Consider the following 19,163-nt stretch of genomic DNA (forward strand, 5'->3'; position numbering starts at 1 on the left):
TTCGAGCATAGCGGAAGGTGGCAAGGAGTACGGCCTGAGCCGGCTAACGTTCGCGCCGCTCCAGCATCGCCTCCATACGCGACAGCTGATCGCGCAGCTGGCGGACATCGTTGCGCAACCCGTGCAGCTCGGCAGCCTCGCCTTCACCGCTCTCGAGCTCGATCTGGATGCTCTCCTTCTGCATCACGTCGAGCACGATGCCGATCATCATGTTGAGGAAGATGAAGGCATTGAGAAAGATGAAGGTAAGGAAGAATATCCAGGCGTAGGGGTAGTGCTCCATGGTGGGATAGAGCACCGCCGTGGCCCAGCTCTCGAAGGTGGCGACCTGGAACAGGGTCAGCATGGCCAGCGATATGTTGCCCCACAGTCGCTCATCGACATCGCTGAACAGGAAGCTGCCAACGGCGGCATAGATGTAGAAGATGATGAACATCAGCAGTGCCACGTAGCCCATGCGCGGTATGGACTTGAACAGCGCCGCCATCAGTATGCGCAGCTCGGGAATCATCGAGACCAGGCGCAGCACGCGGAAGATGCGCAGCAGCCGGGCCAGCAACACCATTTCCGAGTCGTCCATGGGGATGAGGCTGGCGGTGACGATCAGAAAGTCGAAGACGTTCCAGCCTTTCTTGAAGAAGTCGCGCAGACGCCGTTCCGCGGCCATACGGATCAGAATTTCAACCAGGAAGAAGACCGTCACGGCCACGTCCAGCACCAGGAGCCACTGCTGGAAGCGCGACACTTCCTCGTAGGTCCTTGCCCCGATCAGCAGCGCGGAGAGCACGATGATGGCGATCACCGTGAGCTCGAATATCTTGTTGGCCCGCAACCGCTCGAAGCGGTCACGCCAGGTATCGAAGGAAGCGCTCATGGAAAGTCTCGACATACTCAGTGACAGGACAGACTAGCTCCCGACCGCAGGCCCACCGCCATTGCACAGGGTGGGCGGAGCGGCGTGATGGTAACACGACGAAGAGCGCCAAGACGCCCCCATCGACGGGAAGCTTCACCGCTCATTACGACAGCGAAACCTTTATTCACGCTCCCGGCCTTGTCGTGTTTACTTCACAGCACCTACTTTCAATGCATCAGGTGCACATGGAAAAGGAGGCCAGCACATGAGCGAAGAGAAACAACCCCCGCAGGAGCAGTCCCACCAGCCCGGCGCCGAGTACAAGATGGAGCCGCAGCCGGAATACATTCGCGAAAGCTATCGTGGTGCCGACAAGCTCAAGGACAAGGTGGCGATCATCACCGGCGGCGACAGCGGCATCGGTCGCGCCGTGGCGGTGCACTATGCACGCGAGGGGGCCGACTGCGTCATCGTGCATCTGGAAGAGGATACCGATGCGCGTGACACGAAGTCCCTGGTCGAGGCTGAGGGACGTCGCTGTCTGGTACTCAAGGGCGACATAGGCGAGCCGTCGTTCTGCGACGAGATCGTCGACAAGACGCTTCAGGAGTTCGGCAAGTTGAACATCGTGGTACACAACGCCGCCGAGCAGTACGACTGGGACGATATCACCGATATCCCCCCCGACCAGCTTCAGCGCACCTTCCAGACCAACGTCTTCAGTCACTTCTACCTGACCAAGGCCGCCCTGCCCCATATGCATGAAGGCGACACCTTCATCTGCACCTCGTCGATCAATGCCTTCAAGGGCAATCCCACCTTGATCGACTATACCGCCACCAAGGGCGCCATCCAGGGGCTGGTGCGCTCGCTGGCAGTACCTCTGGCGGAGAAGGGTATCCGGATCAATTCCGTCGCCCCAGGGCCGGTGTGGACACCGCTGATCCCGGCCAGCTTCCCGGCGGACAAGGTCGCCTCCTTCGGCGGCCAGGTGCCGATGAATCGTGCCGGCCAGCCCTCCGAGATGGGCCCGGCCTACGTCTATCTGGCCTGTGAGGAGTCCTCCTACATGAGTGGGCAGACTCTGCACTTGAACGGCGGCGTGGTGCTCAATACCTGAGCCGATGCGGTTAACGAGGCTCGCTGTGGGCTAGTCTCCCATAGCACGAAGCCCGCCTCGATGAGGCGGGCTTAGTTGTATAGAACGGGCTCAGGTGGTGAGTTCGGCCGCAGCCAGCAGGCCCGTCAGCTCCTGGGCGTGGAGTGCGGCCTCGCGTCCGCGTGGCGTCAGGTAACCGCCATCGCCCTGGGTAACCAGGCCCTTGGCGTACAGCCGCGATGCGGCGGCAACAGCGCCGGGTGCCGCACTGCTGGCGTGGACCTTAAGGCCTTCGTGGGTGGTATCGAGGTTATACAGGCAGAGCAGGTTCAGCTCGTCCAGCAGCTCGGCGGAGAAATGCGCTTGGGCCATGGCGACCTCCGGTGAGATGGTTCCTTTGAGATAAGCTCTTCAGTCAGCTCCTTCGAAGGTACGCCAGTTACCGCCGCTTCACCAGTGACGCCGATCAACCCGCACGGCTTTCGTCCTCCAGATCGCCTTCGCGATAGCCCATCAGGTAGAGCACCGCATCGATGCCCAGGGTCGAGATCGACTGACGCGCCTGGCTGCGTACCAGCGGCTTGGCCCGAAAGGCGATGCCGAGCCCGGCGGCGGCGAGCATCTTGAGATCGTTGGCGCCGTCGCCCACAGCGATGGTCTGTTCAATGGCGAGCCCCTCACGGGCCGCTATCTCGCGTAGCAGCTCGGCCTTGCGACTGGCGTCGAGAATGGGCTCGCGCACCTCGCCGGTGACCTTGCCGTGCTCGATCACGAGCTCGTTGGCGTGAATCTCGTCGAAGCCGAGCTTCTCTTGCAGGTGCCGTGCGAAGTAGGTGAAACCGCCGGAGAGAATGGCAGTGCGATAGCCCAGCCGCTTGAGATGCTTCATCAATCGCTCGACGCCATCCATCAGCGGGAGCTCCTCGGCGATTTCGGCGAGTACCGATTCATCGAGCCCCTTGAGCTTGGCCATGCGCTCACGGAAGCTCTGTTGGAAATCGAGTTCGCCGCGCATGGCGCGCTCGGTCACCGCCGCCACTTCTTCGTAGACGCCATGACGACGAGCCAGCTCGTCGATCACTTCTGCCTGGATCAGGGTCGAGTCCATGTCGAAGCAGACCAGGCGACGATGGCGACGCCAGATGGAATCTTCCTGCAGGGCGATGTCGACGCCGTGCATGGCGCCCAGTGCCAGCGCCTTCTCGCGCAGTCTGTCGAGATCGACCTCGTCGCCGCGCAGCCAGCACTCGACACAGGAACCGAAGCGCGGTACACCGCCATCCAGCGGTTCACGCCCGGAGAGGCGATGAATCAGCTCAACGGTGAGACCGTGCTCGGCGGTAAGCGCTCCCACCTCGGCCAGGATGCCGGCGGGGAGGTGCGGTGCGAGCAGGGTCAGGATCAGCCGCGGCTCGCTGGCATGCACGCTCCAGCGTTGATAGTCATCGGCACTGACCTGAATGGCCTGAACGTCGAGTCCCAGCGTGGCGCCTGCTTCGTTGAGCGCCCCTTCCAGGTCGCTGTCCCGTTCGAGCCCCACCAGCGCCTCCAACGAGACCATGCCGAAGGTCACGCTCTGGTTGATGTCGAGCAGTCGTGCGCCGCTGCGCGCCATGGCTTGGCCAAGGCCGGCCAATTGGCCGGGGCGTGCCGCGCCGGTGGCGCGAATCAGCAATCGTCGTGTCATTCCCCACTCTCCAGGCGGTCGACCTTCTGCAAGCCGCGTGGCAGCTTGCTGCCGCGGCGGCCGCGCTCGCCGCGATAATAGTCCAGCTCGGCATCCTTGAGGGTCAGATGACGCTTGCCGGCATGAATGACCAGCGACGCACCGGCTGGCACCAGGGCGATGTCGCGTACCAGTTCCTCGCGCCGTGCGGCGCGAGCCCCGGGGATGTCGATCATCTTGTTGCCCTTGCCCTTGGCCATCTCGGGCAGCTGTTCCAACGGGAACAGTAGCAGGCGTCCCTCGTTGGAAACCGAAGCCACCCAGATGTCGTCGCCCTCCGGCACCCTCAATGGCGCCATGACTCGGCATCCCTTGGGCACCGAGAGAACCGCCTTGCCCGACTTGTTCTTGCCGATCAGCTCTTCCAACTTGGCCACGAAGCCGTAGCCGCCGTCGCTGGCGAGCAGGTAGCGGGTCTCTAACGGCGCCAGCATCAAACCGGCCATGTGGGCACCGGCCACGACGTTGACCCGCCCGGTGACAGGCTCGCCCTGGCTGCGGGCGCTGGGCAGATTGTGGGCGGCCAAGGTGTAGGCGCGCCCGGTGTCGTCGAGCAGCACCAGCGGCTGGTTGGTCTTGCCCCGGGCCGCCAGGGCGAAGCGGTCGCCGGACTTGTAGGAGAGCCCTTCCGGGTCGATGTCATGACCCTTGGCGGCCCGAATCCAGCCCTTCTCGGAGAGTACTACCGTGATGGGGTCGGCGCCCATCAGCTCGACCTCGGAGAGCGCTTTGGCCTCCTCGCGCTCGACGATGGGCGAGCGGCGGGCGTCGCCATGCTCGCGGGCCGCCTCGCGCAGCTCCTCCTCGATCAGGTCGGTGAGCTTGGCCTCGCTGCCGAGCAGCTCCTTCAGATGCTTGCGCTCGGCTTCCAGCGCGTCCTGCTCGCCGCGAATCTTCATCTCCTCGAGCTTGGCCAGGTGGCGCAGGCGCAGCTCGAGGATCGCCTCGGCCTGTCGGTCGGAGAGGCCGAAGGCGTCCCTCAGGGCGCTCTTGGGCTCGTCCTCCTCGCGGATGATGCGGATCACTTCGTCGATATTGAGGTAGGCGGCAAGCAGGCCTTCGAGGATATGCAGGCGATCCTCGACCTTGCCCAGCCGGTGCTCGAGACGGCGGCGCACCGTCTTGCGGCGGAAGGTGAGCCATTCACCCAGCATGTCGGGCAGCGGCATCACCCGCGGGCGGCCGTCGAGGCCGATCACGTTGAGGTTGACGCGAATGTTCTTCTCTAGGTCGGTGGTGGCGAACAGGTGCGCCATCATCGCCTCGATGTCGATGCGGTTGGAGCGCGGCTCGATCACCAGCCGGGTAGGCTCCTCGTGGGTCGACTCATCGCGCAGGTCGTCCACCATGGGCAGCTTCTTGGCCTGCATCTGCGCGGCGATCTGCTCGAGCACCTTGGAGCCGCTGACCTGATAGGGCAGCGCGGTGACCACCACCTTGCCCTCTTCCATCACGTAGCGCGCACGCAGCTTCACCGAGCCGCGACCGCTTTCGTAGAGTTTGCGCAGGTCATCACGCGAGGTGATGATCTCCGCCGCGGTGGGGAAGTCCGGTGCCGGCAGGTACTCCATCAACTCGGCGGTGGTGGCCTCGGGATGGCGCAGCAGGTGGCAGGTGGCCTCGACCACCTCGTGCACGTTGTGTGGCGGGATGTCGGTGGCCATACCCACGGCAATGCCGGTGCCGCCATTGAGCAATACATGGGGCAGGCGTGCCGGCAGCACCACCGGCTCGTTCATGGTGCCGTCGAAGTTGGGGGTCCAGTCGACCGTGCCCTGGCCCAGCTCGGCGAGCAGTACCTCGGCGAACTTCGACAGCCGCGACTCGGTGTAGCGCATCGCCGCGAACGACTTGGGATCGTCGGGGCTGCCCCAGTTGCCCTGGCCGTCCACCAGCGGGTAGCGGTAGCTGAACGGCTGGGCCATCAGCACCATCGCCTCATAGCAGGCGCTGTCGCCGTGAGGGTGGAACTTGCCCAGCACGTCGCCGACGGTGCGCGCCGACTTCTTGTACTTGGCGCTGGCATTCAGCGCCAGCTCGCGCATGGCGTAGACGATGCGCCGCTGTACCGGCTTCATACCGTCGCCGATATGCGGCAGCGCCCGGTCGAGAATGACGTACATCGAGTAGTCGAGGTACGCCTTCTCGGTGTATTCGCGCAGCGAGAGACGTTCGACGTCGCCCTCCGCCACTTGGATATCCATGGTCATAAGGGGATCAGACCTCTATGTCTGCGAGGTTGCCATAATCTTCGAGCCAGCTCTTGCGGTCGCCGGCGCGCTTCTTGGCCAGCAGCATGTCCATCATCTCCATGGTGCCGTCGCCGACCTCACGGGTGAGCTGCACCAGACGGCGGGTTTCCACCGCCATGGTGGTTTCGCGCAGCTGCAGCGGGCTCATCTCGCCCAGGCCCTTGAAGCGCTGCACGTTGGGCGTGCCGCGCTTGCCCTCGAGACGGCGCAGGATCGCTGCCTTTTCGCTCTCGTCCAGGGCGTAGTGCACTTCCTTGCCCAGGTCGATGCGGTAGAGCGGCGGCATGGCGACGTAGACGTGGCCCGCGTCCACCAGCGCCGGGAAGTGGCGCACGAACAGCGCGCACAGCAGCGTGGCGATGTGCAGGCCGTCGGAGTCGGCGTCGGCGAGGATACATATCTTGTGGTAGCGCAGCTGACTGAGGTCGTCGCTGCCCGGGTCCATGCCCACCGCCACGGCGATGTCATGGACTTCCTGGGAACCGTAGATGTCGTGGCTGTCGACCTCCCAGGTGTTGAGGATCTTGCCGCGCAGCGGCAGGATCGCCTGGGTCTCGCGGTTGCGCGCCTGCTTGGCGCTGCCGCCGGCGGAGTCGCCCTCCACCAGGAACAGCTCGCCCTGGGCAGGATCCTGGCCGGAGCAGTCGGCCAGCTTGCCGGGCAGCGCGGGGCCGGCGGTGACCTTCTTGCGCGCCACCTTCTTGGCACTCTTCTGGCGCCGCTGGGCAGCACTGATGACCAGCTCGGCCAACGCCTCGGCCTGGTCGACGTGATGATTCAGCCACAGCGAGAAGGCGTCCTTCACCACGTTGGAAACGAAGGCCGCCACGGTACGCGACGAGAGCCGCTCCTTGGTCTGGCCGGCGAACTGCGGGTCGAGCATCTTCACCGAGAGCACGTAGGCGACGCGCTCCCAGAGATCTTCGGCGGTAAGCTTGACGCCCCGCGGCAGCAGGTTGCGGTATTCGCAGAACTCGCGCAGCGCTTCGAGCAGGCCCGAGCGCAGCCCGTTGACGTGAGTGCCACCCTGGGGGGTGGGGATCAGGTTGACGTAGCTCTCCATCAGCGTCTCGCCGCCTTCGGGGAGCCACTGCACCGCCCAGTCGACCGCCTGCTCGTCGTCGGCAAAATGACCGATCAGCGGCGAAGCCGGCAGCACCTCGAAGCCGTCGGTCGCCTGGGCCAGGTAGTCGCGCAGACCGTCTTCGTACTGCCATACGCTCTCGGCGCCATCGGTCTCGACCAGGGTGACCTTGAGACCCGGGCAGAGCACCGCCTTGGCCCGCAGCAGGTGTTTGAGTCGCCCCATGGCCAGCCGGGGGCTGTCGAAATAGGACTCATCCGGCCAGAAGCGCACCAGGGTCCCGGTGATGCGCTTGGCCACGCTGCCGATCTCGGCCAGCTCCGACACCTTGTCGCCGTGCTCGAAGGCCATGCCATGACGAGCGCCGTCGCGCATCACCTCGACCTCCAGGCGCCGCGACAGGGCGTTCACCACCGATACCCCCACGCCGTGCAACCCGCCGGAGAAGCGATAGCTGGACTGCGAGAATTTCCCTCCCGCATGCAGGCGGGTGAGGATCAGCTCGATCCCCGAAACGCCATGCTCGGGATGGATGTCGATGGGCATGCCGCGGCCGTCGTCGAGGACCTCGATACCGCCATCCTCGAGCAAGCGCACGGTGACTTCCCGGGCGTGGCCGGCCAGCGCCTCGTCGACGCTGTTGTCGATGACTTCCTGGACCAGATGGTTGGGGCGGGTGGTGTCGGTGTACATGCCGGGGCGCTTGCGCACCGGATCGAGACCGGAGAGTACTTCGATTGAGCTGGCACTGTACTGTGTCATGCGTATCCCAAAGCCATTAGGAATTCGATTGCGCTCCCAGCGTGATCTCTGCGCATCCTTGCCGCCCGCCCTGCTTCACCGCGATGGGTCACCCTGCGCCCGGCAGTTCGGTGCCAGACGGTGCCCGCCATGGGCCAGGATCGCCGGCAGATAGGCTTCCAGCGCGCTGAACACATGATCGCCTCCCGGATGCAGCACGGTCCTGGCGCCATGATAGAGCACAAAGGCGTCTGCCGGGTCCAGCGTCTCGTCGGCGCTGCCCAGCAGCAGCAGATAGCGCTCGGGTGAGACCCGCTGCGGCGTCAGCGCATCGAGCTCTTCCCGGTGGGCGCGTTCGATGGTGAAGCGCTCGCCGGTATGCTCGTTGACGAAGGACTCACCCACCCACTCCGAGACCAGCCGCGCAGGGCGCACTGCCGGGTTGATCAGGACAGCCGGCAGGCCGTGGCGTTCGGCCAGGCAGGTAGCCAGAAAACCGCCCATGGAACTACCCACCAATAGCGGATGCTTGCCCAGCCCTGCGAGCAGCGATTCCGCCCGTTGCAGAGCCGCCGCGGGTCGATGGGGCAACTGGGGTGTCTCGCAGGGCAGCGACAATGCATGGCAGGCAGCGCGCATCAGTACCGCCTTGGGCGAGCCGTAGCCGCTGTTGAAGCCATGCAAATAGAGTACGCCGCTGGCCGGGAGCGGTGTCATTGGCGCTGTCAGCATACCCAACCCACTGTATGGATTACCAGCCCGACAGGCACATCGCTCCCCCTTCCCTTCAACGCTCGGCCTCCTGCTCGGCAAGCCACACAGCTTCGATCAGCGCCCGGGTGGAAGCGTCCATCTTCTCGAGACCTTCGTGCTCGGCCAGGATTTGCCCGGTTTCGCCAGCAATCTGCTTGCCCAGCTCCACCCCCCATTGGTCGAAGGGATTGATGCCCCATATGGCGGCCTGGACGAACACCTTGTGCTCGTAGAGCGCAATCAACGACCCTAGAGTGGCAGGGGTCAGGCGGTCGAGCAGCAGGGTAGTGGAAGGCTGATTGCCACGGTAGCGCTTGTGCCCGGGGCGCTCGCCCGACTCGTCGATGGCATCGTCGCCCAGCATCAGCAGCCGCGATTGAGCGAAGCAGTTGGCCAGCGTCAGACGGTGCTGGGCCTTGAGATGATCGCGGGTGGCCGCGTCCTCGACATCGTCGTAGCGCTTGAGCGGAGCGATGAAGTCACACACCACCGGCTGGGTGCCCTGGTGCAACAGCTGATAGAAGGCGTGCTGCGCGTTGGGCCCGAGCTGTCCCCAGAGTACCGGGCAGGTGGCGTAGCTCACCTGACGGCCATCGTGTGTTGACGACTTGCCGTTGGACTCCATCTCCAACTGCTCGAGATAGGCGGCGAAGTGCTCCAGGCGGCCGTCGTAGGGCAGGATCGAGTGGGCGCGAATATCGAGAAAGTTGACGTTCCAGATGCCTGCCAACGCCAGCAGCACCGGCAGGTTGTCAGCAAGTGGGGCCTGGGCGAAATGCTCGTCCATGGCGTTGGCACCGGCCAGCAGCTTGCGGAAATTGGCCATGCCGATCACCAGGGCGATGGGCAGCCCGATGGCACCCCATAGCGAATAGCGGCCGCCGACCCACTCCCAGAACAGCAGCTGGTTGGCGTCGACAATACCCCATTCACTCATCTTGTCGGGCTTGGCCGAGACCCCGACGAAGTGCTGGCGCATCACCATGTGCTCGTCCACCCCCTGGATGCCGTCGTTGACCAATCGCGCCATGAGCCAGTCGCGGGCAGTACGTGCGTTCGACAGCGTATCGATGGTGGTGAAGGACTTGGAGGAGATCACGAACAGCGTGGTCTCGGGGTTGAAGCGGTTGAGGTAGTCGGCGAGCTGCGAGCCGTCCATGGTGGAGGCGAAGTGCACCTCGACGTGATGGGCATCGGCGGGCCGATAGTCGGCCAAGGCGTGTGTCACCATCAGCGGGCCGAGGTCGGAGCCACCCACGCCCAGGTTGACCACATCATGAATCGGCCGACCGGTGGCGCCGCGCCACTGGCGGGCGTGCAGCCGTTCGACCATGGTGGCCATGCGGTCCAGCGAGGCGTGCACGCCCGGCACCACATCCTCGCCATCGACGATCAAGGACGCCTCAGGGGGCAGGCGCAGGGCCGTGTGTAAAGCCGGGCGATCCTCGCTGACATTGACGTGCTCGCCGTTCAGCAGCGCCTGAATGCCCTCCGGCACGCCGGCCTCTCGGGCCAGGTCCAGCAGCATTTCGATCGTCGCTTCGCTCCAACGCTGCTTCGACAGATCGAGGGTCAGCCCCGCAGCCCGTCGCGCGAAGGCATCGCCCCGCGTCTGGTCGATGAACAGTTGGCTCAAATGCGCGCCGCGCATCTCTTCTGCATGTTCCATCAAACGCTTCCAGGCCACGGCCTGATCGATGGGGGCTTGATTCATTGCAATCCTCCTTGACCTCTTGCGGGAGCTATCGCGTCGTTGAGCTCTCACTGTGATATCCGGGCAAATTCCCTCTTCCTCAGGCTAGCCTTGTATCCGCCTGTAAATCCACCGAAGGGCATGACACCACTCTGCATAGGCCCAATACAATCGATTTGACCGCCAAAGCCATGACGCTCCGTGCAGCCGATCGACAGCAAGCGTAGAATATCGACCTGTTTTCGGTGACGGCCTGCTCATGAGTGACGCATCTTATCGCGACGCAATCTTTACCACACCCCTGGACCGAGTGGCACGCTTCTCGTTCGACGAACGAGTGGTAGCCTGTTTTCCTGACATGATTCGCCGCTCCGTGCCAGGTTACGGCCAGATACTCGGCATGCTGGGGCTCATCGCCGGCAGGCATCTGCGCCACGGCTCGCATGTCTACGACCTGGGTTGTTCGCTGGGCGCCGCCAGTCTGGCGCTGGCCGGCCAACTGCCGCCGGATGCCTTCCGCCTCACCGCAGTGGACCTCTCTCCCGCCATGGTGGAACGGGCTCGCGAGACCCTCGCCGCCGAGTGCCCCCAGCATGCCATCGAAGTGCTTGAAGGCGATATTCGCTGCCTCGACTACCAGCCATCAGGCATGGTGATACTCAACTTTACCCTGCAGTTCCTGCCCCCCGAAGATCGTGAAGCGCTGCTGAAACGTATCTACGCAGCTCTGGAACCGGGGGGGGTGCTGGTACTTTCGGAAAAAGTCGTGGACCCCGACGAGCGCGATAACGCCTGGCGCGTGGAACGCTATCACGACTTCAAGCGGGCCAACGGTTACAGCGACCTGGAGATCAGCCAGAAGCGCACGGCACTGGAGAACGTGCTGGTGCCCGATACCCTGGAGGCGCACCATGCACGCCTCGCCCGGGCCGGCTTTCCGCGCTCGCTCACCTGGTTCCAGTACCTCAACTTCGCCTCGCTGATCGCGTTCAAGGAGGCCTGAGGTGGCAATTCCTCCCGAGCAGAAGCCGCTCTATCGCGCCTTCATCGAGCAAGGTCTCGACGCCTGGCTTGCACGTCTCCCCGAGCAGCTCGCCCGCGGGCTCGATCGCAGGCGCTACGGCGACCTGCCGGCCTGGGAGAAGGCGGTGGCCAAGCTGCCGGCTCTGCCCGAGCCGCGCGACGTAAGTCTCGACTGCGACACGGTAACGATCGGTTGCGAGCTCGACGAGAGCCAGCGCCGCCAATGTGAAAACCTGCTGCGCAAGCTGATGCCGTGGCGCAAGGGCCCCTACGCCCTGGCCGGCATTCATATCGATACCGAGTGGCGCTCCGACTGGAAATGGCAACGCGTAGCCCCCCACTTGGCCGAGCTGCGCGGCAGACGCGTGCTGGACGTGGGCGGCGGCAGCGGCTATCACGCCTGGCGCATGGCAGGAGCGGGCGCCGGCTTCGTTCTGGTAATCGATCCCTCTCCACGCTTCTACTACCAGTTTCAGGCTCTGCGCCATTTCGTCGGTGACGCCGATGGCGGCCGTACCCACTTCCTACCCGTCGGCATCGAGGACGTACCCGAGAGGCTCGCTTTCTTCGATACGGTATTCTCCATGGGCGTGCTCTACCACCGCCCTTCCCCGCTCGAGCATCTCTTGCAGCTGAGGGACGCCTTGCGGCCCGGAGGCGAGCTGGTGCTCGAAACGCTGGTGGTGGAAGGCGACGAAACCACCGTGCTGCTGCCCGGCGAGCGCTACGCCGCCATGCCCAATGTCTATTTCCTGCCCTCTTCCGCGGCACTGTGCCAGTGGCTCGAGCGCTGCGGATTCACCAACGTCAGGGTGGTGGATGAAGCGCCTACCTCATGCGACGAGCAACGTTCCACCGAATGGATGACCTTCCAGTCGCTGGCCGACTTCCTCGACCCTAACGATTCGTCGCGCACCCGCGAGGGCTATCCGGCGCCACGCCGTGCCGTGCTCATCGCCAACCGGCCGAACTCAGCGAGCTAAGAACGAGTGGAGCCGGCGAGAACCCGGCCAGCCCCGTTGATGGAATCGCCTATCGCTACCGTCAGCGACGCAGAATCACCAGCCAGCGCCCCAGGTTGAGAATGCTCGCCAACGACGCTGCCACGTAGGTGAAGGCGCAGGCGGTGAGCACGTGGCGGGCGCCAGGCATGTCGTAGGGCGGCACGTACTCGCGCAGCAGCGGCAGGGCCCTGTTGAAGCTGGCATCGAACTCCACCGGTAGGGTCACAAGGTGCACCAGCGCCGCCGTGCCGAAGCTGATCACCGCTGCCACGATCACGATGGCGAGCCCGCCCGGCAGGCGCGTCAGAATGAACAGGAAGGGTGCTGCCATCATCAGCAGTGCGCCGATCTTTTCGGCACGCTGCGCCACGCCGACCATGCGCGCCCGGGCGATCAGCGGCGCGTAGCCTTCATGATGCTGGATGGCATGTCCGACCTCATGGGCGGCTACCGTTACCGCGGTGAGCGAACGCCCTTCGTAGTGATCGCGGGAGAGCCGCACCCGACGCGCTTCCGGGTCGTAGTGATCGCCCTGCTCGGTCAGTTCCACTTTCACATCTTCGATACCCAGGCGACGCAGCAAATGATCGGCCAGCTCGGCACCCGTGCCGGGATAGTCGTCTCGCCCTCTGGCATGGCGCGACAGCACCCATTTGGCCCATACGTTGGGCAATAGGAAGATGGCGAGAAAAAGGACAATCAGAAGAACGATCATGGTGTATCGGGTCTCGCTGCAGCGACTTGCCGTTGGACCAAGCCTACCCTTTTCCGGTTCAGACTGTCGCGGCATTGCTTGACGTCGCCCAACCAATAAACAATAATTATTCTCGTTTGACACAATAACTCATCCAGGGCGACACCCCATGTGCGCAACTTCCTCCGACCCGAGCACGGCCCGCGCGCAGGCCGCCGTTCAGCTCGACCCAATGGGCAAACCCGGCATCGTCTCCAGCAGCTCCCTGCTCGACGAACGGGGCCAAGTGATCATCGAGCACCGCGGCAAGCGTTACCAGCTGCGTGAAACACGTAACGGAAAGCTGATACTGACCTCCTAACCCCGACGAGACCGCCAGCCAGGTAGCCATCGCCACCCAGCCAGCCGCTCATTGCCTGAACCGACAAGGGAACTTCAGGAACATGAAGCGAGCAACGAGCTGCACCGGCGCCCTGGCGCTTTTCCTCCTGTCACCGATGGCCCAGGCCCAGGTGGCCACCGGCACAACCGTCGCCGCCGAGCTGGCGCCGTTGGTCGTCACGGGTACGCGCACTCCCGCCGATACCTTCTTCGCCCCGCTTTTCGTCGATGTGATCGACCTGAACGACCCCGCTCTCAGTACCGCGTCAAGGGTCGAGGACCTGCTGGCCGACCAGCCTGGTCTGCACGTGGCCGGACAGGGTCGACGCAACGGCCAGACCCTGAGCCTGCGCGGCTTCGACGGGAACGGTGTGCTGGTCCGCCTGGACGGCGTACGTCAGGATATCGACACCGGTCACATCGGTAACTTCTTCCTCGACCCAGGGCTACTGCGCGAAGTGCAGATCGCCCGCGGCGCCCTATCGAGCCTCTACGGCAGTAACGCCATGGGCGGCGTCATCAGCTTCGAGACGGTGGACGCCGACGACCTGCTGGGCCCGGGTGAGCGCAGCGGCGCCCGACTTTCCCTGCGCGGCGCCACGGCCAACGACGAACTCGGTGCAACGCTGAGCCTGTTTGGCAAGCACGACCTGCCGGGTGGCGGCAGTCTCGACGGCCTGCTGGCCCTGGGTCGCAGCGAATCCGGCGACATACGCCGCGCCGGCGGCCAGCTCACGCCGGAAGACACCCGTCTGAACAGCCTTCTCGCCAAGGGCGGCTGGCAACTCGGTTCCGACCACCGCCTGTTCGCCAGCTGGCAGCACTACGCCGAAGACGCCGATCAGCCGCCCAACCCGCAGCAGCTGGCGGAGATGGACGGTGAGTTGCGTAACAGGATCACCACCAGCGACAACCTGCAGCTGGGCCATCGCTGGACGCCGGCCCAGGAAACCCAGATCGACACTCGCCTGACCCTGAGCCGTCAGAATATCGAAGAGCCCACCGCAGAGCGCACGCTGGAGCGCCTCGGCGTTCAGAGCGACGGCTACCATCGCCTGGATCACGGCTGGCTGTCGCAGACACTTGCCTTCGGCGCCGAAGCGAGCCGCGCCATGCAGCGCCCAAGCGGCACAGCCGCCGGATTCCCCGAGGCCGATATCGACAGCGTCGCGCTCTATCTCGACGATACCCTTACGCTGGGCCGCTATCTCGCGGATGGTGGCGCCGGCGAGTTCGACCTCGGCTTCGGCGCACGCTATGACAGCTATCGCGCCGAGGGCGACTGTGGCCGAGAGAGCAAGCGGAGCCAGGTTTCGCCGCGCCTGCGCCTGGCTTGGCGCCCCACCGGAGAGCTGATGCTCTACAGCGGCTATGCCGAAGCTTTTCGCGCCCCCACCCTCTCCGAGCTCTACGCCGATCAGCGCCACTTCGGCGGCTTCTGCATGGGGCCCTTCTTCTGCGTTCCCGACAACTATTGGGTACCCAATCCCGACCTGCAGCCTGAAACCAGCCGGAGTTGGGAGAGCGGTCTGGCCTGGCGCTTCGGCGACTGGGGCCTGCGCGCCAGCTACTTCGATACCCGAGCCAAGGACTTCATCGACACCGAGGTCGACATCCTGGCCGGTACCACCCGTGCCACCAACGTCAGTCGGGCCCAGCTGTGGGGGTATGACGCCCGTCTCGACTGGTCGCCTTCGGGCACTCCCGTCACGGCCTTCCTTGGCCTGGCCGAAGTGAGCGGTCACGACCGCGACAGCGCCGAACCGCTCGGCAGCCTCACCCCGCTGGAGGCACTCACCGGTCTCGATTATCACCTAGCCGGACCCGATCTGACGCTGGGCTGGCGCGGCCGCTTCGCCCGCTCGTTCGACAAGCAGGGTGAAGACGAAGCGCTGCCCGGCTATGGCCTGCACGACATCCAGCTCGGCTGGCAGATCACGCCGCTGCTTTCCACTTCATTCAAGCTGCGCAACGTCGCCGACAAGGCCTGGTATCGCCCCGACGGCAATCTCGGCGACGGACGCAGCCTGCTCGCCAACGTCAGCCTTCAATGGTGACCAAGGAGATTCTCATGAACGCCACGTGCCAAACCCGCCAAGCCATCCTTGACGCCCTCGATGCCGCTCGCAATGCCACCCCCCACCTGCCGGCACTGGATATCGCCCGGCGTCTGGGTATCAGCGAAGGGGAGCTGCAGGCCGCCCGCCTCGGTCGCGACGTATTCACCCTGCCGTTGTCGCCCCAAGCGCTGGCCGCGCGTTTGCATCGGCTAGGCGAGGTCAAGGCGCTGACCCGCTCACGCCATGCGGTGCTGGAGCAGCAGGGCCGGTATCCGTCACTAAGTGGGTCGGAACATGCCGGCCTGCTCCTCGCCCCGGGCGGGCTCGACCTGCGCCTGCACCTGAGCCAATGGTACTGGGCCTGCCTGATTCGCGACCGGATGCCACGCAAGGGGGGCGGCACCGCCCAGCGCCTTAGCCTGCAGGTCTTCGATCGCCATGGCACGGCACTGCACAAGACATTCTCGCTGGCGGCCGAGCCACCCGCGTCATGGCAAGAGCTTGTCGCGCAGGGCAGCGGGCAGGAACCTGCTTTCGCTCAAGCGGCTGAACCGCTGCCACGCGCCTTGCCGGTGGTTCCCACCCTCGCCGAGGAGTGGGCACGGATGAGCGACGTGCATCAATTCTTCGGCCTGTTGAACCGCCACCAGCTGCGTCGCCACGAAGCCAACGCCCTGGTGGAAGGCCGCTTCACCCGGGCACTTCGCCCCGAGGCCTGCGAGACGGCACTGCGCCAGGCCGCGAACGGCGAACTGCCGCTCATGCTGTTCGTGGCCAGCCCAGGCTGCGTGCAGATCCGCACCGGCAAGATACCTACACCGCAGCGCATGCGCGGCTGGCTCAACCTGTTCGGTGAAGATTTCACCCTGCATCTGGACGATGCCAGCATCGTCAGCGCATGGCAGGTGCACAAGCCCAACCGCGACGGCGGAGTCACCAGCCTGGAAGCCTTCGACGCCCAGGGCGGGCTGGTACTGCAGATCTATGCCGAACGCAGCGAAGGCCAGAGTGAGCGCCGAGAGTGGCTCCAGCTGCTGGATGGACTCCGCGCCCGCGAGGCCGCGGCATGAGGCTTCCGTCCTGGTTGGGTTGGCTGGCCAGCCTGGTCCTGCTGACCTGGCATATGCAGGCGTCTGCCGCACCGCCGCGCACCGTGGTGATCGGCAGCGACGTTGCGGAGATTCTCGCCGCCCTCGATGCACTCGAAGGCGTAGTGGGTCGCGACGATACCAGCCAGTACCCGGACGCCGTCGCCGCACTGCCGTCGGTTGGCTACCTGCGCCAGCTCGCGGCCGAAGGCGTGTTCTCGCTCGGCCCGGAGAGGCTGATCGTGGCCGCCGCGGCCGGTCCACGCGAGGTGCTGGTCCAACTGGAAGCCGTAGGGATCGAGGTGATACGGATCGAGCAGGGAACGAGCCTGGCGGCATTGCCCGACAAGGTTCGCGCCGTGTCACTCGCCCTCGACCGGCGTGCCGAAGGCGAGGCCTTGGCAACCGATATCGAAGCAAAGCTGGCCCGGCTCGCAACGCTGCGTGATGCGGAACCGCAACCGGTGCCGAGCGCCATGTTCCTGCTCAGTCACAGCGGCATGACGCCCATGGCGGCGGGAAACGACACCGCCGGCCAGGCCGTGATCGAGGCCGCCGGGGCGCGTAACGCCTTTACCGGCTTCAACGGCTACAAGACAGTCGGTTCTGAAGCCCTGGTGAGCGTGGCACCTGAGGTGGTGATCGCCACCCGCAGCGGGCTCGAGGGCATTGGCGGGCAGGCGCGGCTATGGCAGCTTCCCGGCCTTGCCATGACCCCGGCAGGTCGCGAGCGCCGTCTTATCGTGTGTGACGACCAGGCGCTGCTCGGGTTCGGTCCGCGAACGCCTGCGGCGTTGATGGCACTGCAGCGGGCTCTGCAAGGCAAGGAAGGCAGCACCGGGGAGGGTTGCTGGGTGGTGGTTTCATGAGTCGCAGCCTGCCCATGGCCCCTTCCTGGCGACGCTCGGTGGCAGGCCATCGGACGATGCTACGCTCACCGGTCCGGGTCATTGGGTTTCTCGGCTTGGCGGTTGCGGCGGCGCTGCTGGTGGCGGCCATGAGCGGCAGCGTCGGACTCTCTCCCCGTGTGCTGCTCGGCGAGTGGCCTACGCCGCTGGCGTGGCAGGTGTGGTGGCAGCTGCGCCTGCCGCGGCTCGTGCTCGCTGCGCTGATCGGCGCCATGCTGGCCGGCAGCGGCGCAGCCATGCAGGGGCTCTTCCGCAACCCTCTGGCCGACCCCACCCTGCTGGGTCTGGCCAGCGGAGCCGGCCTTGCCGTAGCGCTCTGGATCGTGCTGCTGGAAGGCGCTGCCGGCAGCCTGGGTCTCTACGGTCAATTCCTTGCCGGTTTTCTCGGCGCGCTCGGGGTGTGCGTGCTGGTGTTCGCCCTGGGCCGGCACCAGCATGGACAGGAGGCGCTGTTCACCCTGCTGCTGGCGGGTCTGGCAATCAATACCCTGGCGGGCGCCATGGGCGGCGTGATGGCCTTCATCGCCAGCGATGAGCAGCTACGCCAGCTCAGCCTGTGGGGTATGGGCAGTCTGTCCCACGCGATGTGGGGCGCTGCGGTGGGTGCGATGCTCGGCATCCCGCCGGCCTTATGGTGGTTGCTGCGCTGCGCCAAGGGACTCGACCTGCTGCAGCTTGGCGAACTGACCGCCCATGGCGCCGGACTCGATGCACCGCGTCTCAAGCGACGCGTCGTGCTGGCCACGGCACTGGGCGTCGGTCTGTGCGTGGCGCTGGCCGGTATCATCGGCTTTCTCGGCCTGCTGGTGCCCCACTGCCTACGTCTATGGCTGGGGCCGGGGCACCGGCTTCTGCTACCCGCCTCGATGCTGGGCGGCGCTCTGCTGCTGATCGTGGCCGACACCCTGGCGCGCACCGTGGCAAGCCCGGCCGAGATCCCGGTGGGGCTGCTCACCAGCCTGCTCGGCGGTCCCTATTTCCTGTGGCTATTGCTCAAGCGGAGAGTGCGATGCTGAGTCTTCACGCCGCCGGTTTCGATCAGCCCCCCACCCTAGCGCCCATCAGCGGCCAGCTGATGCCGGGGGAGCTGCTCGCCATCGTCGGTCCCAACGGCGCCGGCAAAAGTACGCTGCTGTCGCTTCTTTCGGGGTTTCGACGCCCTGAGCGAGGTGAGGTCACCCTGGATGACAAACCGCTGTCATGCTGGTTGCCGGACGCGCTGGCCCGACGCCGGGCCCTGGTGGCACAAAAATTGACCCTGGGCTTCGATTGGCCGGTACGTGAACTGGTGGCGCTGGGCAGCGACGCATCCCCCGAGATCATCGACAGCGTGCTGGCGCTGCTCGATCTGAAGACACTTGCCGAACGCGGCGCGCTGGGACTATCGGGTGGAGAGGCCCAGCGGGTCATGATCGCCCGCGCCCTGTGCCAGCTTGGCCTGGGGCAGGAAAACGACAACCCGGAAGGCCGCATCCTGCTGCTCGACGAGCCGACCAGCGCCCTGGACATCGGCCAGCAGCAGCGTCTCATGCGCCTGCTGCGACGACTCGCGGAGCGCCAGCAGCTGGCGGTGGCATGTGTACTGCACGACCTCAATCTGGCGGCACGTTACGCCCACCGGATCTGGCTGCTCGAGGGGGGCAGGCGTATCGCGGCGGGTTCACCAGGAGAGGTGCTCGATGGCCAGATCCTGGCCCAGGTGTTCGACGCCGAGCTGATGGCCGGGCCCCGCCATGACGACGGCGCTCCGTTGATCGTGCTGGCGCCCTGACCACCCGAACGCAACCATCCCCGGTCACGG

General features: G+C 65.3%; 17 protein-coding genes. 9 read left to right on the plus strand and 8 right to left on the minus strand.

The window, feature by feature from the left end:
- Positions 1-43: 43 nt before the first annotated feature.
- Complete coding sequence (locus AC2VNO_RS12465) at positions 44-874, minus strand: ion transporter (protein ID WP_486934405.1); 831 nt, start codon at positions 872-874, stop codon at positions 44-46.
- Between the two features lie 247 nt (positions 875-1,121).
- Between AC2VNO_RS12465 and AC2VNO_RS12470 the strand changes: the two genes are divergently transcribed.
- Complete coding sequence (locus tag AC2VNO_RS12470; protein WP_228579336.1) at positions 1,122-1,976, plus strand: SDR family oxidoreductase; 855 nt, start codon at positions 1,122-1,124, stop codon at positions 1,974-1,976.
- Between the two features lie 90 nt (positions 1,977-2,066).
- On the opposite strand, the gene AC2VNO_RS12475 is transcribed toward AC2VNO_RS12470, so the two are convergent.
- The 6 genes from AC2VNO_RS12475 to pgi all read right to left on the minus strand — a co-directional run bounded on the left by AC2VNO_RS12475 (position 2,067) and on the right by pgi (position 10,225).
- The gene (locus AC2VNO_RS12475) at positions 2,067-2,327 is read right to left on the minus strand and encodes a TIGR02647 family protein (protein ID WP_228579335.1); all 261 of its coding nucleotides are present in this window, start codon (positions 2,325-2,327) and stop codon (positions 2,067-2,069) included.
- Positions 2,328-2,421: 94 nt separating this feature from the next.
- Positions 2,422-3,642 carry a phosphoserine phosphatase SerB gene (serB, locus tag AC2VNO_RS12480; RefSeq protein WP_486934406.1) on the minus strand — a complete coding sequence of 407 codons (1,221 nt, stop codon included), beginning with the start codon at positions 3,640-3,642 and terminating at the stop codon, positions 2,422-2,424.
- On the minus strand, positions 3,639-5,891 hold the full coding sequence (gene parC, locus AC2VNO_RS12485) for a DNA topoisomerase IV subunit A (protein ID WP_486934407.1): 2,253 nt from the start codon (positions 5,889-5,891) through the stop codon (positions 3,639-3,641). The genes serB and parC overlap by 4 nt, the downstream gene beginning before the upstream one ends.
- 7 nt (positions 5,892-5,898) lie before the next feature.
- Positions 5,899-7,779, minus strand: coding sequence for a DNA topoisomerase IV subunit B (gene parE, locus AC2VNO_RS12490; RefSeq protein WP_486934408.1), 1,881 nt, complete (start codon positions 7,777-7,779; stop codon positions 5,899-5,901).
- 75 nt (positions 7,780-7,854) lie between these two features.
- On the minus strand, positions 7,855-8,475 hold the full coding sequence (locus tag AC2VNO_RS12495) for a YqiA/YcfP family alpha/beta fold hydrolase (RefSeq protein WP_486934409.1): 621 nt from the start codon (positions 8,473-8,475) through the stop codon (positions 7,855-7,857).
- 70 nt (positions 8,476-8,545) lie between these two features.
- Complete coding sequence (gene pgi, locus AC2VNO_RS12500) at positions 8,546-10,225, minus strand: glucose-6-phosphate isomerase (protein WP_486934410.1); 1,680 nt, start codon at positions 10,223-10,225, stop codon at positions 8,546-8,548.
- A 238-nt stretch (positions 10,226-10,463) separates the two neighbouring features.
- On the opposite strand from pgi, the gene cmoA reads away from it, so the two are divergent.
- Both cmoA and cmoB read left to right on the plus strand, forming a co-directional pair.
- Complete coding sequence (gene cmoA, locus AC2VNO_RS12505) at positions 10,464-11,207, plus strand: carboxy-S-adenosyl-L-methionine synthase CmoA (RefSeq protein WP_486934411.1); 744 nt, start codon at positions 10,464-10,466, stop codon at positions 11,205-11,207.
- Position 11,208: 1 nt separating this feature from the next.
- Positions 11,209-12,210 carry a tRNA 5-methoxyuridine(34)/uridine 5-oxyacetic acid(34) synthase CmoB gene (gene cmoB, locus AC2VNO_RS12510; protein ID WP_486934412.1) on the plus strand — a complete coding sequence of 334 codons (1,002 nt, stop codon included), beginning with the start codon at positions 11,209-11,211 and terminating at the stop codon, positions 12,208-12,210.
- 61 nt (positions 12,211-12,271) lie between these two features.
- On the opposite strand, the gene AC2VNO_RS12515 is transcribed toward cmoB, so the two are convergent.
- Positions 12,272-12,946 carry a zinc metallopeptidase gene (locus tag AC2VNO_RS12515; protein WP_486934413.1) on the minus strand — a complete coding sequence of 225 codons (675 nt, stop codon included), beginning with the start codon at positions 12,944-12,946 and terminating at the stop codon, positions 12,272-12,274.
- Between the two features lie 148 nt (positions 12,947-13,094).
- On the opposite strand from AC2VNO_RS12515, the gene hemP reads away from it, so the two are divergent.
- The 6 genes from hemP (at position 13,095) to AC2VNO_RS12545 (ending at position 19,133) form a co-directional block, all read left to right on the plus strand.
- Entirely contained in the window at positions 13,095-13,286 is a 192-nt protein-coding gene (hemP, locus tag AC2VNO_RS12520) for a hemin uptake protein HemP (RefSeq protein ID WP_486934414.1), read from the plus strand.
- An 82-nt stretch (positions 13,287-13,368) separates the two neighbouring features.
- A complete protein-coding gene (locus AC2VNO_RS12525; protein WP_486934415.1) occupies positions 13,369-15,363 on the plus strand; it encodes a TonB-dependent receptor domain-containing protein in 1,995 nt (664 codons plus the stop codon).
- A 14-nt stretch (positions 15,364-15,377) separates the two neighbouring features.
- Entirely contained in the window at positions 15,378-16,436 is a 1,059-nt protein-coding gene (locus AC2VNO_RS12530; protein WP_486934416.1) for a ChuX/HutX family heme-like substrate-binding protein, read from the plus strand.
- Positions 16,433-17,323, plus strand: a complete 891-nt coding sequence (locus AC2VNO_RS12535; RefSeq protein ID WP_486934417.1) for a heme/hemin ABC transporter substrate-binding protein — start codon at positions 16,433-16,435, stop codon at positions 17,321-17,323. Before AC2VNO_RS12530 ends, AC2VNO_RS12535 begins: the two co-directional genes overlap by 4 nt.
- A complete protein-coding gene (locus tag AC2VNO_RS12540; protein ID WP_486934418.1) occupies positions 17,320-18,378 on the plus strand; it encodes a FecCD family ABC transporter permease in 1,059 nt (352 codons plus the stop codon). Before AC2VNO_RS12535 ends, AC2VNO_RS12540 begins: the two co-directional genes overlap by 4 nt.
- Positions 18,372-19,133 carry an ATP-binding cassette domain-containing protein gene (locus AC2VNO_RS12545; RefSeq protein ID WP_486934419.1) on the plus strand — a complete coding sequence of 254 codons (762 nt, stop codon included), beginning with the start codon at positions 18,372-18,374 and terminating at the stop codon, positions 19,131-19,133. Before AC2VNO_RS12540 ends, AC2VNO_RS12545 begins: the two co-directional genes overlap by 7 nt.
- Positions 19,134-19,163: the final 30 nt, after the last annotated feature.

The organism is Halomonas sp. TH-94 (assembly GCF_057473365.1).